General features: G+C 43.2%; 14 protein-coding genes and 1 pseudogene. 5 read left to right on the top strand and 10 right to left on the bottom strand.

Annotation, left to right across the window (positions count from 1 at the left end; genetic code table 11):
* Positions 1–224 precede the first annotated feature (224 nt).
* A pseudogene (locus tag ACQKFO_RS10240) lies at positions 225–902 on the bottom strand (glycerophosphodiester phosphodiesterase); the annotation flags it as partial.
* A 69-nt stretch (positions 903–971) separates the two neighbouring features.
* Positions 972–1,247, bottom strand: coding sequence for a DUF3986 family protein (locus ACQKFO_RS10235; RefSeq protein ID WP_427598514.1), 276 nt, complete (start codon positions 1,245–1,247; stop codon positions 972–974).
* A 168-nt stretch (positions 1,248–1,415) separates the two neighbouring features.
* On the opposite strand from ACQKFO_RS10235, the gene ACQKFO_RS10230 reads away from it, so the two are divergent.
* Positions 1,416–2,801, top strand: coding sequence for a polysaccharide deacetylase family protein (locus tag ACQKFO_RS10230; protein ID WP_427598513.1), 1,386 nt, complete (start codon positions 1,416–1,418; stop codon positions 2,799–2,801).
* A 43-nt stretch (positions 2,802–2,844) separates the two neighbouring features.
* On the opposite strand, the gene ACQKFO_RS10225 is transcribed toward ACQKFO_RS10230, so the two are convergent.
* From ACQKFO_RS10225 to ACQKFO_RS10210, 4 genes are read right to left on the bottom strand one after another with little or no spacing between them, the layout of a single operon-like run.
* A complete protein-coding gene (locus ACQKFO_RS10225) occupies positions 2,845–3,183 on the bottom strand; it encodes an NIPSNAP family protein (RefSeq protein WP_427598512.1) in 339 nt (112 codons plus the stop codon).
* The gene (locus ACQKFO_RS10220) at positions 3,156–3,944 is read right to left on the bottom strand and encodes a class I SAM-dependent methyltransferase (RefSeq protein WP_427598511.1); all 789 of its coding nucleotides are present in this window, start codon (positions 3,942–3,944) and stop codon (positions 3,156–3,158) included. Before ACQKFO_RS10220 ends, ACQKFO_RS10225 begins: the two co-directional genes overlap by 28 nt.
* 16 nt (positions 3,945–3,960) lie before the next feature.
* On the bottom strand, positions 3,961–4,587 hold the full coding sequence (locus ACQKFO_RS10215; protein ID WP_427598510.1) for a kinase: 627 nt from the start codon (positions 4,585–4,587) through the stop codon (positions 3,961–3,963).
* 31 nt (positions 4,588–4,618) lie between these two features.
* Positions 4,619–5,269 (bottom strand): Type 1 glutamine amidotransferase-like domain-containing protein, encoded by a 651-nt coding sequence (locus ACQKFO_RS10210; protein ID WP_427598509.1) that lies wholly within the window; start codon positions 5,267–5,269, stop codon positions 4,619–4,621.
* A gap of 273 nt (positions 5,270–5,542) precedes the next feature.
* Between ACQKFO_RS10210 and ACQKFO_RS10205 the strand changes: the two genes are divergently transcribed.
* Positions 5,543–5,725 carry a CsbD family protein gene (locus tag ACQKFO_RS10205; RefSeq protein ID WP_427598508.1) on the top strand — a complete coding sequence of 61 codons (183 nt, stop codon included), beginning with the start codon at positions 5,543–5,545 and terminating at the stop codon, positions 5,723–5,725.
* Positions 5,726–5,852: 127 nt separating this feature from the next.
* On the opposite strand, the gene ACQKFO_RS10200 is transcribed toward ACQKFO_RS10205, so the two are convergent.
* Positions 5,853–6,401, bottom strand: coding sequence for a DUF6143 family protein (locus ACQKFO_RS10200; RefSeq protein WP_427598506.1), 549 nt, complete (start codon positions 6,399–6,401; stop codon positions 5,853–5,855).
* 151 nt (positions 6,402–6,552) lie between these two features.
* A complete protein-coding gene (locus ACQKFO_RS10195) occupies positions 6,553–6,960 on the bottom strand; it encodes an HIT family protein (RefSeq protein ID WP_427598505.1) in 408 nt (135 codons plus the stop codon).
* 261 nt (positions 6,961–7,221) lie between these two features.
* Between ACQKFO_RS10195 and ACQKFO_RS10190 the strand changes: the two genes are divergently transcribed.
* The 3 genes from ACQKFO_RS10190 to ACQKFO_RS10180 are packed head-to-tail and all read left to right on the top strand — an operon-like array spanning position 7,222 to position 11,016.
* A complete protein-coding gene (locus ACQKFO_RS10190) occupies positions 7,222–9,333 on the top strand; it encodes a BglG family transcription antiterminator (RefSeq protein WP_427598504.1) in 2,112 nt (703 codons plus the stop codon).
* A gap of 19 nt (positions 9,334–9,352) precedes the next feature.
* Complete coding sequence (locus tag ACQKFO_RS10185) at positions 9,353–9,619, top strand: PTS sugar transporter subunit IIB (RefSeq protein WP_427598503.1); 267 nt, start codon at positions 9,353–9,355, stop codon at positions 9,617–9,619.
* 29 nt (positions 9,620–9,648) lie between these two features.
* Complete coding sequence (locus ACQKFO_RS10180; protein WP_427598502.1) at positions 9,649–11,016, top strand: PTS ascorbate transporter subunit IIC; 1,368 nt, start codon at positions 9,649–9,651, stop codon at positions 11,014–11,016.
* Between the two features lie 102 nt (positions 11,017–11,118).
* Here ACQKFO_RS10180 and ACQKFO_RS10175 read toward each other — a convergent pair whose 3' ends face one another.
* Both ACQKFO_RS10175 and ACQKFO_RS10170 read right to left on the bottom strand, forming a co-directional pair.
* On the bottom strand, positions 11,119–12,117 hold the full coding sequence (locus ACQKFO_RS10175) for an ABC transporter permease (RefSeq protein WP_427598501.1): 999 nt from the start codon (positions 12,115–12,117) through the stop codon (positions 11,119–11,121).
* Positions 12,110–13,036 carry an ABC transporter ATP-binding protein gene (locus ACQKFO_RS10170; protein WP_427598500.1) on the bottom strand — a complete coding sequence of 309 codons (927 nt, stop codon included), beginning with the start codon at positions 13,034–13,036 and terminating at the stop codon, positions 12,110–12,112. The genes ACQKFO_RS10175 and ACQKFO_RS10170 overlap by 8 nt, the downstream gene beginning before the upstream one ends.
* Between the last annotated feature and the right edge of the window lie 104 nt (positions 13,037–13,140).

The following is a 13,140-nucleotide window of genomic DNA, read 5'->3' as shown; positions in this document are numbered from 1 at the left end:
GTCTCCATTCATCATAAAGTGAACCGGTTTTTATATCAAGGTTTTCCGCGGGCAAAAGGAATTAGATGACTTGATGAGGCGTTATGGGACTAAATACTTTGGAAAGTAATAATTGTTCAGGTGAAAAAGGGCTGTCCCAAAAGTAGTAACTGCTTACCTTTTGGGACAGCCCTTTCACCGTGAAAAAAAAGAGCAGCAAAAGCCACTCCTTTTTCAAAAGATTATTAGTTTCTAGGATCTACATAATCCGGATAATCCGTTATGATCGCGTCAACGTTCATTTCGAAAAGGAAGTCTGCCGCTTCCTGGCTGCGTACCGTCCACGATCCGATCTGCATCCCTTGGGCATGAACTTGATCCACTACCTCTTCTGTCACGATTCCATAGCTTGGGTTGAACCATTCTGCATAGGTTGAGATTTCTTTTAAAGCTGCCTCTGTTGTAAGGGCACGGTTAGAAGTTAATACTCCGACCGGAACGTGAGGAAGCAGCCTGTCCATTTCTTTCATAGAGTCAAAGTTAAACGATTGAAGAATGATCTTTTCATTTTGAGGTTTGTCAAGATTCCGTTCACTTAATGCTTCTGCCACTTGTTCCTCAATACCAGGGTAAAGCTCTGGAGCCTTTAACTCGATTAAGATTCCCACTTTCCCATGATAACGATCCAGAATCTCTTCAAAGGTCGGAATCGGTTCCCCTGCAAATTCTTCTCCCTTCCAACTTCCTGCGTCAAAGCTTTGAAGCTGTTCAAGGGTTAAGTCCCCCACTTTTCCCGTTCCATCTGTTGTACGATCCACCGTTGTATCATGGATGACGACCAATTCACCATCTTTACTTCGTTGAACATCGATTTCAATATAATCCGCCTTCATATCTACTGCCAGATCAAAACCTGCTAAGGAGGCAGATCCTCTACAAAATCATTTAATATGCGCAGGATCATCCCCATTTAACCAATAACCTAGCCGAAGTCAGATGATTTTCTGAATCGCCAACCATTCTTCAAATCTCTTCACACCAGTTTCATAGGTTAGATCGTTTCCGCTGATAGAAAAAATCCTAGTTCCAAATCCCTCTAGTGATAACTCATTTTCTTCGATTGTATTTTTAAGTCCATATTGTTCAAAGTCAAAGAAGATATCCCACACATCCTCCGATAACCTTTTATAAGCAATAGACTCATAATCACAGTTATTTTCGTAATAACCTAAATGCAGATGATATTTATCGTCATATTTCATGTTCATCAACTCTTCCCTCCAATCAATTTCTTCTGTGAAATACAAGATGATAGAACTTCATAAATCTGGAACGAAACCATTGAATTAATTCCATTTATTTGAAATAATTGGAATTAATTGATTACTATAATAGCACTTGAGGTAAATGACCTTTAGCAGGAAAGAGGATAACGTATGCTGAAAAAGATACCCTTTAGGCGGATACGCTGGCCGGGATGGGTTGTGTTGTTTGTAATAGGATTTTCTTTGGTTTATGGGATGGCTCAGCTGGTAGCAGGAATCGGATTCGACCAGGATTCCGGGCAGGCATCCCTATCGAGTATAGACTTTGAGACGGTGACTGAGAAGACGGATACATATACCATGTCCATTAAGACTCCGGTTATCGGGGACTCAAGTATTCATAAGCCCATAAAAGGATGGATCAAACAAGAGAAAGAAGCCTTTTTAGCAGCAGTAAAGGAAAACAAGGAAGAGCTTGGAGAAGGTTACCGCGCTCACTTAATCATCCAGGCCGATGTAAAGAAAGCGACAGATGATACATATAGTATAATCTTTAACTCGTATCAGTTGGTGAATGATATACGTGGTCAACAACAGGTGAAAATCTATACTATTGATGCTTCTGAAAAGAGAATTTTACACCTATCTGATATCATGCAAACCAGTGGCAAGGCTATCCATGTAATCCGAAACCAACTCCTAAAAAATGAATCTATCAATCTGGTGGATGACAAGATAGATAAGGTATTAAGTGACCCTGCATCGTGGAATTGGTCCTTTTCCCCCACAGCACTCACGTTGTACTTTGAGGAGTCGGAAATCGCTGCTAAAGGGGCTGGCCCAATCCAAGTAGAGGTTCCCATTAAACTTATCCGCCCTTATCTAAATAAAAAAACGGCTGATGCACTAGGTACATCAGAAGGAACACCAGTAAATGTATCCATCGAACCTGAAGGGAAATATGTGGCTCTTACGTTTGATGATGGCCCCAACGTTGAGGTAACTCCACGAATTCTCAAGATACTCAAAGCCCATGACGTACAGGCCACTTTTTTCATGCTGGGAAGTCAGGCTGAAAAATACCCTTCCCTTGCGAAACAAGTTGCAGAAGCCGGCCATGAAATTGGCAATCATACAGACCACCATCAAGACTTGACGAAAATCGGAAGGAATCAAGTGGCACAAGAGATCCAAATTTCCAGCCGAAAAATCGAGGAAGCGACTGGTCAAATCCCCTCTAGTTTACGACCGCCTTATGGAGCGATCAATCATGAGGTGGTGGAGGTGGCTGGTGATTATGGCTCCCCCATCGTCCTATGGTCCGTCGATTCACTCGATTGGAAAAACAAGAATGCCGATAGCATCAACCGGGTTGTTCAGAAGGAAATCACCCCGGGGTCGATCATCCTGTTACATGATGTTCATCCCACAACAGCTGACGCTTTGCCGACATTACTAACAACACTTGAAAAGGAAGGTTATCAATTTGTAACCGTTTCTCAGTTACAATCAATGAAAATGGACGAGAGTGCCGGCCCTTACTACGGTAACATTTGAATAATATAGCGGTTTGCTTTGAAGCAGCAGACCGCTACCTCATTCATCGAACCGTCGACTCGAGCTCCTCGTTTCTCATTTCGATAATATACTCCTTAGCCACATGTTCCCTCCCACCATGCTCTTCGTACCAATCCCTGATCCTTTTCAGATGCGCTTCATCATTCCTGATGCTTGTTTCAATCTTCACATAATCGTCCTGACTGTCGTATTCCCAAATCGCAAAGATCTCAACGGTCTCTTCATCACGAACCTTCATCCAGCGGCCAACCAATCGCGATCCGTGTTTAAGCTGGTTCGGCAGATTGGTGTGATTAAAATGATCATTGAACGTTTCGACGAACTCTTTCTTAACTAGATAGAACTTTCTTCTATAGAACATGATGGTTCTCCTTTCCTTGCCTTGATGATCATCGTAGTAGGAAATTTCCTCGCCTTATATAATGAATAATAGCGATCAGACACTTCCTCTTCCACTGAGTCAAGAGCTGCTGATACGTCGCTTTCAATAACCGATTCAATCGTAAAACCTGCTTTAATGACTTCGTTTAAATAGGTACTCAGTTTTCGTTTCGGGATGACGACAGGAGCGTCTTCGCCTTTGAAGTTCGCGTACGTGGTGATTCCCTCTTCCTGGTAAGACCCATCAAGATAGATTTGGCCATCTTCACTTTTCATATGTGGATATATGGGATGATCCCAACTAAAGATCATTGAACCGCCTGTTTTCAAATACGAGTGAATCAACCTTAAAGTAGATGGCAGGTCTGTTGTCCAGCCAATGGCATAGATAGAGTATACGATGTCAAAATAATCCTTCGGTAGTCCGATGTCTTCTTCCATAGGAGAACACGATAGGTTGGCATTCAAGCCCTTTAACGTTTCTTTGGCCGTCTCGATTTGACTCCCTGACAGGTCAACGCCCCATAATTCATCGGCACCCATTTCCTTCATATAAAGCAAGGAGTGGCCACTGCCACATCCGATATCAAGCACCCTTTTGCTGGTAATGTCATCAAACAACCTCAATTCTTCTTCCGTCTGTGTAAACGGCCCGTAACTCGGCAATGCATCCTTTCCGTTAAAGTGACGGGCGACTTTATCCCAGCTTTTTTTATTTTGTTTCAGAATATCCAGCATCATAGCATCCCCATTTCATTTAATTACCTCTGTATATATAATCCGCACTCCCTAACGGATCCACCTCGTCGACGTAATAATCTTCAGCCAACCAGTATCTTCTTTCGTACTTATCAAGCCTTGCTTGATGGTCACCGAGATAGGAGTCACGGTCCAATACTCTTTCAGCTCTTAATTCTTGTGAACAATCAACATAGATCATAAAATCAATATAGCGTTTCCATTCTTTCCTTTGTAGGAAGACACCCTCAATCAGGATGATGGCAGACGATGCAAGTTGGATGGGTTTCGTTTTGACCGTATCCGTTGAAGAATGATAGAACGGGAGGGTGATAGAGCCTTGGTTAATTTGAAGCTTTTTGAACAGCTCTGTTTCGAGCAACCCAATATCCCACTGAAGAAAATAATATTCGAACCATTCATCATTCCCGGTCCCATATCGCTTATGTGTTTCAACAATGTGATCATCAAGATGAACGATGAAAGCATCGTGATTTGAAAGCTCCAATGCATGTCGAAGCTCTTTTGCAACGGTGGTCTTACCTGCTCCTCCTAATCCATCGATACCCACAATGAAGCGACGATTTTCTGAGAACTCTTTTTGATATCGGGACAGCAACGTTTCTGTTATTTGAACAATTGACATCTTAATTCCCTCGCCATTTCTCCCCATTTTCTTAAACAACATATTTATCCCCATTCCTAAAAATATAAGCAGGAGAAGAACCTATTACTTTAAGTGTACCCCCATTAATAACAATGCCCGCTTCCTCTGGTAACGCAAGAACAGAAACTCCATATTTGTTTACGTATTCTTTGATTAAGCTATCATTACTAGTTTCATAGTGACACCAAACTGAATAGTTATCTATGTAGTTAAAACCTTTAAAGGTCTTCAAATTTGTATGGTTTGGGTCCATATGTGAGGAGGTTAAAATATCTCTGCCAAAAATAATAGCCCCGGCACTCCCTCCATATACAATCCCCTTATTGTCTACAAACTCTTTTAAAATCTTATCAAACCCTGTCTCACGTAAGGTGTTCAACAAATTGAAAGTATTCCCGCCGCCGATATAAATGGATGAGAACTTTTTTAGATCCTCTAGTGACTTAGCCTCTAAATCAGTCCACATTTCTATTACATTAATGCCTAAAGGGTTAAACACACTATGTATCCATTTGTAACAGACTTCATAAGGAATTTCGCCTTGCATCGCGATTGGAATATATAGCAATGGCTTATCAAGATCTAATGCCTTAACAAATTCCTTATCGATTATATCTGTCTGTTCCTTATCTCCACCACCAGACAGGAATAGGTTAATCATGAGTCCCTGCCCCCTAATCGCCATTTTTTAACTACTCCACACTACCAATTATTTCAAATTAACCCTTTTAACTCAATGATTATTTTTGCAAAAAAGAAGCTTACCCCATTCACGATAAGCCACCGTTCGTATTGAAAGGTAAGCCGGATATTTCTTACTTGCTACTAAATTAGCATATATTGCTATTACTTTTCGACTACCTTTTAGTTTAATCTTACTCCCTTCTGGATAATGAATAATAAGACAATAAATCATAGAAATGAGGTAATGTAAATGCGAGTAAATGATGATCAAATAGAAGGAAAGCGAAAGCAGACAAAGGGAGATTTAAAGAAAGGAATAGGCAAGCTTACAAACAACGATTCTAAAATTGCGGAAGGCGAACGCGATAAGGATAAAGGAAAGATGCAAGAGAAAGTCGGCGATATGAAGGAATCGTTTAAAAAGAATTGGTAATTGCAATCAGTCGGCTGTCCCTTCTACAATTTTAAGTCATACTGCACATAAATCACGAGAGGACGACCCTCCTGCTTTAGGAAAAGCAGGAGGGTCGTCCTTTTTTCATCACTATCATCAGTCAGTATCATCTACAAATATCCATCTCAGCTTTTTCAAACCAGCCGAACGCCACTTCCGCCTGAATGATCACATGGTCTGGTGCTACTAAGAAAAGGACAAATGACCCGCCCGGAGGAAAAATGAACTTCCCATCTTCATCACTGGCTAACGTACTTTGCGGGGGGACGATCCGCCTGAAGGCCATAACCCCTTTTCTCGGAAGCCCTTCTACATCATCAGCATAGGCGATTTTCACTTCGGGTTTTGGAAGTGGCGAAAGAGCTGTATTTGCTGGCGTCACATTTCTTGATATCATCGGCTTACCGGGAGGAATGGGATTAAACCAAATTTCAGCTTCAAACGGTTGGTCGGAATGATTCGTGATGGTAAAGGCATTGACAAATAAATTGACATCGGATTTCCCCGGATTCATCAAGCCTCCCCACGCATTTTTTCCTTTCCCGAAACAAACGTGCTCCGTCTGCCCAACAAAATATCTTCCCTCTAAGGATTGATACAAAGGGTTAGGGATATTGACGGTTTTACTAAATCGCTCATTATTTAACCATTGCATGAGAAAAATCACTCCTTTCTAAAGTTTATGAAAGAAGAAAGAAAGTGTTTTATAAAAAGAAAGAAAAACAAAAAGTATTGTGTGTGAGACGGCGCTTCAACAACCACAGTTCGCGGTGCATTGATAGGAAAGGCTCTTGTCGTCTACTTATTTATTTCAGTCTTTTTCTTTTATTCTCAGGTTGCTTCAACCAATAACGGACTCCTTTTCCAGCCAGCGGTTCGTCATTATATCTCGGTATGACGTGTAAATGACAATGAAAGATGAACTGATTAGACACCTCTCCGACATTCCACCCAAGTGTATAGCCATCCGGGGAAAACTCTTCATTTAAGTACTTCTTCGCTTTTTGTAATAGTTCGTATGTATCGTTCCACTCTTTTTTCGTTAATTCAAATGCGTCCGCATGATGGTTTTTCGGAACAATGACGCCGGACCCTTCTAATACATCCTGGTGCTTGTTATGCTGCAGGAAATAGCAGGATTCATTTTCAAATACGATATTTTGGTCTTTGTCCTCATCAACATTGCAGAAAGGACAATTATTTTCATAGCTCATAAAACTTTCCCCTTTCTAATTTCTCTTCTAATTTGGCATTCTCTCAATTCCAATTATTTCAAACCCCCACCCGTTTGACAATCCCAGCTTCCCACTCTGATGCCCGTTTCACCCATCTGTTCATTTTTGCAAAATTAACCGGTACAAACTCTGCACACTGAAACCCCTTTCAAAACCTCTAAATAGCCCCTATACTAGATTCATAAGATGATCATCTAATTAACTAACAATATAAATATGCAAAAACAGAGGGGGATCCTCATGGTATTGGATAAAAGGCGTGCACACTTATTATCCATCATTCAACATTCGACTGAACCGATTCCGACGAAAGATCTGGTGGCCAGGACGAATTTGTCTCAACGGACCATCTATTACGACCTCGATCAGATTAATAGTTGGCTAAAGACTCAAGGGTTAGATCCCATTGAAAGCCAGCATGGCAGGGGATTGTTTTTGCCTCCTGCATCGAAATCGAAGTTGATGGTTTCAAAGGACCAAAGTTTCGAAGATTGGCAGTATCAATTGTCGAAAGAGGAACGCGAAGTCCTCATTAAAGCCAAAATATTATTAGAAGAACAAGATGCATCGATGCAGCGGTTTATGGACCTGACAAGCATGAGCCGGGGGACGATCGCCAAGGAAATTAAAGAGATCAAGCAAGAGTTCAGCGAAGCCGGTTTGCGGTTGTTTTATAAGAAAGGTTCAGGATACCGGTTAAGTGGTCCTGAGGATGCGAAAAGAACGATGCTTTCGAATATACTGGCAACCATCTTCTCACACCCGGATTGGCAGAATGTCCGGAATGAAGTCCATAAGATGATCCAGCCGGAAGCTGCCACGTGGTCCCATGAAACGGATCAAAGGCGCCTGGTGAGAGAGATTCTTTATGAAGCTGAGAAAGAATTGGGATTGACGCTGACAGATGAGATGGTGGAGATCCTTTCCCTGCAAATCTTGATGATTATGAAGCGTATAGAACTGCAAGAATATATTCTTGTTCCAGAAGCAGAAAAGCAGGTCCTGCAGCAAACAGAAGCTTACAAGGCAGCTCTCCATATTACGAATAAACTTGGAAACGCAAAGGAAGTCTCTTTTCCGGATGATGAGGTTTGCTTCATCACGATGAATCTGTTGGGATCCAAAGTCCAGCAGGATAACTTCAACCGTTATACGGAACGGGAATTATCTGGCCTGAAGGAAGTCGTGCAACAGATGATTGATGATTTTCAGCTTTACTCCTGTGTGGTGTTCGATGATAAAAATGGACTGGAAGAGAATCTGATCTCCCATATTAAGCCTACGTATTACCGGCTCAAGTACGGGCTCTCGATTGCAAATGATCTGGCTGACAGCATTCAAAAGACCTACCCGGACATCTTCCATCTGACCAAGCGCGTAATGAGGCACTTGGAGCTCTATGTAGGAAAGACCGTTCCAAATGAGGAAGCTGCCTACATTACCCTGCACTTCGGAGGCTGGTTGACGAAAGAGAAAAAGAAGGTCGAGACGAAATTTAAAGCACTCATCGTTTGTGAAAATGGGATTGGGACTTCGAATATGCTCCGCACCCAATTAGAGAACTTGATTGCCGGCCTGAATGTCATCACCACGATTTCGATGAGGGAATATCGAACGAACGAGTACGCGGCGGACGTCATCTTTTCCACCAACTATATCAAGGAGAAGGACATTCCCGTCATCCATCTTCCGGCCATCTTGACGAATCTCGAAAAAGAACGGGTCATACAACGGATGAATGAGCTTTTCGATTCGAAGCCACCGGAAAAGAATGTGACCGATCACCTGATGGATGTCATCAAACGTCATGCGACGATCCATCAGGAAGACGACCTGAAAAAGGAATTGGTCCACCTTTTAGAACAAAACACTCCCAGAATAAAGGAGATCAGAAAGCCTATGCTCAATGAATTATTGACAGAACAAACGATACAACTCAAAGACCGGGTAAGCAGTTGGGAGGAAGCCATCAAGGTGGCCAGTCAACCGCTCGTCGACCTGCAATCGATTCGCCCGGATTATGTAGAGGCCATGATAACGAACGTAAAGGAGTTGGGTCCTTATATTGTGATCGCACCCAACATCGCCATCCCCCATGCACGTCCTGAGACGGGTGTCGAACAGCTCGGGATGAGTTTCCTGCGACTCAAGGAACCCGTTCATTTTTCCGAAAAAGAAAAACATCGCGCTCAGCTGGTCATCGTGCTGGCAGCAATCGATAACCAAACTCATTTGAAGGCACTCGCACAGCTCACGGAATTGCTATCCAATGAAGACAACGTGAAACAATTAATCTCAGCAAGTAATTGTCAAACCGTAATTGAATTAATCAACCAAACAATTGAAGTATAAATCAGAGGAGGAAATTAAAATGAAAAAAGTATTAGTCGTATGTGGAAATGGATTAGGAAGCAGCATGATCGTAGAAATGAATGTGAAAGCAGCACTTAAGGAAATGGGGAAAGAAGCGGAAGTGTCCCACACGGATCTGACAACGGCCAAGACGGAACAAGCGGATCTTTTCCTAGGTTCTGAAGATATCGTCGAGAGCCTTGAAGATGGCCGCAAGAATGTCGTGAAGTTAAAGAATTTGATGGATAAAAACGAACTCCGCGAAGCATTAGAAGCAAATATCTAGTCCACTTTTAAAAGGAAGGAGCGATACAAATGGTTGATATCATAATGAAGGATATACTGGGTACACCTGCGATCCTTGTCGGTCTATTTGCCTTAATCGGGCTCCTGATCCAGCGCAAGAATTCAGGGGATGTCGTGTCCGGAACCCTTAAAACGGTCATGGGCTTCGTCATCCTTGGGGCGGGTGCGAATGTACTCGTCCAGTCCCTGGGGCAATTCAGCAGCATGTTCAATCATGCCTTTGAAGTAGACGGGGTGATCCCGAACAATGAAGCCGTCGTGGCCCTTGCACAGGAAAGCTTCGGTACGGAGACAGCGATGATCATGCTGTTCGGTATGGTTGTCAATATTCTGATTGCACGATTCAGTCCTTTTAAATACATCTTCTTAACCGGACATCATACCATGTTCATGGCCTGCTTGATCGCTGTCATCTTGACCACAGGAGGATTCACCGGAGTACCGTTGATCATTCTCGGTTCGATCATCCTTGGTGCATTGATGGTCCTGTCACCTGCGATGCTTCAGCCATTCACCCGCAAAGTCACCGGGTCTGACGACTTTGCCGTCGGCCACTTCGGATCGATCGGGTATTTGGTTTCGGCTACGGTCGGTAAAGCAGTCGGTAAAGGTTCTAAATCGACAGAAGAAATCAAAGTTCCAAAGTCACTCGGTTTTCTTCGGGACACATCCGTCTCCGTATCACTGACGATGGTCATCCTGTTCTTTATCGTCGCAGGTGCAGCAGGTCCTGCATTCGTTGAAGGAGAATTAAGCGGCGGACAGAACTTCCTGGTCTTTGCCTTTATGCAGGGGATCACATTTGCCGTTGGTGTGTACATCATTTTAGCCGGGGTACGCATGCTCCTTGGGGAAATCGTTCCGGCCTTCAAAGGGATCGCGGACAAAATCGTCCCGAATGCGAAACCCGCTCTTGATTGCCCGGCCATCTTCCCTTTCGCAGGAAATGCCGTCATCATCGGTTTCTTATTCAGCTTCATTGCCGGTCTCGTCAGCATGCTTTTCTTGCCACTACTGGGATTGAAAGTCATCGTTCCGGGACTCGTCCCTCACTTCTTCACAGGAGCAGCTGCCGGAGTTTTCGGCAACGCAACCGGCGGACGCAGGGGTGCTGTCATCGGCTCCATGGCGAACGGTGTGATGATCAGCTTCCTGCCGGCCCTCTTGTTGCCGGTACTAGGAAACTTAGGATTCCAGGGAACAACGTTTGGAGATGCAGACTTTGGATTGGTCGGCATCGTGCTCGGAAACCTTGTCACCTTGATTGAATCGAATATGATTGTATTCGTCTCAATCATCGTCCTTCTTTCCGTCCTGTTCTTTATCAGCTTTAAGTCAAAGGGGACTGGGGAGAAGGAAGAAACAGAAGTTGCATAGGACGAATTTAGCCACCCTCTATGTTTATTGAGGGTGGCTACTTATTTTGATGCGGATAGGAATCAGGATTATCATGAATAGGATCCTTACTAAATGATGCACTTAATACATATCCTTCTGAGTAAAATTCCAAAACGCAATGGCAAGGCAAGCGACAGTCCATACTCCAAGTACTGTTAATGAAAATGGCAGTGACATCCCTTCGATTGGAGGAGCTTGACCTTCTAAGTAATTGATCAGATCAAAATTCAAGTTCACCAAATACTTTGAGCTCGTCCAGCTTGAACCGATAGAAGATAAGAGGGTACCTGCAATCAACACAGCCATCATGGCCCCGATACCAGTTGCCGTATTTTTCACAAGCACTGAAATCATCAGGCTGATGGTTCCAACAGTCGCTGTAACGACCCATGAAAGGCCCGCTGACATCAGCAAGTATTCCCACATCGGAAGGGTATGGATATATGTCGTCGAAAACTCACCTGATGGAGAAGCTTGAAAGCCCGTCAGAATGGGTGCCGTCCAGCCATCATATCCGAGGACAATCCCTGAAATCCCATAGCAGACAACTACCGTAGCTGCTATCAGCATCGATGTATACAGCAAGACCGTCAGCCATTTGGCCATCAGGATCTTCCATCGTTTTACCGGTCGGGATAATAATGTCTTGATGGTCCCATCATTGTATTCCCCACTCACAACATCAGCCATGATAATAATGATGAGTAAAGGCAGGACAAGTGTGAGTCCCTGTGAGAAAAAGATGCGAATGAATGTAGGAGCTCCAGGATAGTTCGGGTTGATGTCGTTGTCCAAGTAATATTGCTTTTGCTTTAAATCAAATTCAAGAAATTGTCTGACCTCATCCTGGATTCCACTGGATGCCAGCCGGTTTTGCCGATCGACGATCTCCTGCTGCAGCTCCACTCGCCAGTCCAAAGTACCCTGCTTTTCAATCTTCTCTTGTATCTCCCTGTATTGTGCATATGTAAACATGGAGACTAGAATGATTAATATGGCGATGACAACCGCAAAGCGTTTTTTTGAAACGATCTTCATTACTTCATTGTGAATCAGACCAATCATATTTGGGTTAGACAATATGATCGCCCCCTGTCAAACTAATAAATAAGTCCTCCAATGTCTGGACCTTCCTTTCGATTGTCCATACCTCGATTCCCTCCTGTAGTAAAGATTCATTCAGGATCGAAGTTTTGCTTTCATCCATAAGAGTATGGACAGTATGATCATCGTACAGTTCTGCAGCTTGGACAAAGGGAGATGCTTTAAAGATATCAAGCGCACGAAAAGCATCATTGACTCTCCAGTCCACACCTGATGACAATGCATCCACTAATTCACTTACCGTGCCTACCTTCACGATTCTCCCATGACTCATAATTGCCACTCGATTGGCAAGCAACTCGATTTCACTTAATATATGACTGGATACAAGAACTGAAAGACCCGTTTCGTCGACCAGTTTCCTGATAAATGTACGAAGGTCCTTTATGCCCATTGGATCCAATCCATTCGTAGGTTCATCCAATATAAGCACATCCGGCCGGCCTAACAATGCTTGTGCAATCCCGAGCCTCTGACGCATCCCCAGTGAATAGGTCTGTACTTGGTCATCGATTCGTGCAGTCAGATCAACGAGATCAATTACCTCTTGTATTCGTTCACTATCCACCTCAGGCAGCATCCGTGCAAACATTTGCAGATTTTCCCGACCGCTCAGATACTTATATAGTTCTGGATTTTCAACGATAGAACCAAGGCGCTGCATCGCCTGTACAAATTGCTTTCTCACATCAAAATCACAGATTTTAATGACCCCTGATGTCGGCTTGATCAGACCGACGAGCATCCGGATAGTAGTCGTTTTTCCAGCACCATTGGGACCAAGGAATCCAAATACTTCTCCTGGATATATGTCAAATGATATATTATCTATAATCGTCTTTTTCCCTATTACTTTCGTTACGTTTTTCAATTGAACTGTTGGCTTTATGCTCATATCATCACCCTACATCTATTCTAACGAACTTTTTTCTCAATTGCTCTTTTAAATACTCAGCTTGGGTAAAAGTTGGTACAATCATAATAGAAGGAGAGATTAAG

Source organism: Rossellomorea sp. NPDC071047, from assembly GCF_050270195.1.
Lineage (GTDB): Bacteria > Bacillota > Bacilli > Bacillales > Bacillaceae_B > Rossellomorea.
This window is presented reverse-complemented; position numbering and strand designations above follow the sequence as displayed.